Origin of the sequence: Spiroplasma sp. ChiS (assembly GCF_002968355.1) — a bacterium.
In the GTDB taxonomy this organism is placed as follows: domain Bacteria; phylum Bacillota_I; class Bacilli_A; order Mycoplasmatales; family Mycoplasmataceae; genus Spiroplasma; species Spiroplasma citri.
Genome location: NZ_PUUH01000171.1, coordinates 1 through 1,040, shown reverse-complemented (window position 1 = coordinate 1,040; position 1,040 = coordinate 1). Strand labels below are relative to the sequence as shown.

Sequence of the window (1,040 nt, the reverse complement as noted above, 5' to 3'; positions counted from 1 at the left end):
TCAATTTACGATAAATGAGATAAATTAATTAATGAGTTTGGTATTTTATTCTGATATATGTTAGTTGCAAATTTGTATTTTTGATTTGAATTAGTTTGATGTATTTTATTTATAATTAATTTTAAAAAGAAGAAAGGTGGTAAAGAATAATGCGTAAGTCATTATCTTTATTTGCCATATTTATTTTAACTTTTTTGGGTTTGGTTATTCCATTTATTACTTTAACGGCGTTTAGACCCTTAAATGAGGAGCATTATACGCTTAAACAAGAGAATATTGCTGGTAAAGGTATTAATGAAATTGATTTTATTAATACAATGTTTTTACGCAGTAGTTTTTTTGAAAATTGGTCGGAAACAAATTATTTTATTAATCCAACTTTAAAAACATCAAAAAATTTATTGTTTAATGATAAATGGTATTTAGATTTTTTACAAGATAGTTATTCAACCGGAGTTGTTTATGATAAACCTAATGAAATATTTTTGAATTATTATCGACAATGACATAGTTTAAAAAATCGGTTTATGGTTGAAAAATTTTATGATGTTAAAAAAGAGAATTTTTTGAATGATTTAAYTGATTTTATTTATGCTTTTGCCGTAAAATATAAGATGTATGATGTATCTAAAAAAATTGTCGATAATGTTGATCGTTATAAAGAAAATCATTATCCAAGAGTTAAGTTAAAAGTAGATAATTGAAAATTGTTAATTGAAGGAAAAAATGAAGAAATTAATAATACTTTAAAAACTTATATAGGATTAAAATTAATTGGAAAAACATGATTTATAAATAATTGAAAAGGTAAACAATTAAAACCTGATACTTGAAAAATTTTTGGTTATAAAAGTATTTATCGTTGAGATGGTAATGGTGAGAACCCGAAACACCAACCATTGATAAAAACACTGGTGAAATTATTGACTGAAATAGTTATCAACAAACTCGCGTAAAAGAATTTATTAGTTTATCTTTATATTCTGTTTTGCTAGAAAATACTAGGGTTCAGCAAGGTGGTAGTGCGGATTATGAAAATT

Annotated in this window: 1 pseudogene; it reads left to right on the top strand. The window is 23.8% G+C overall.

What is annotated here, in order from left to right:
- Nucleotides 1–149 precede the first annotated feature (149 nt).
- Nucleotides 150–1,040: pseudogene (locus C6B38_RS04895) on the top strand (spiroplasma phage ORF1-like family protein); the annotation flags it as partial.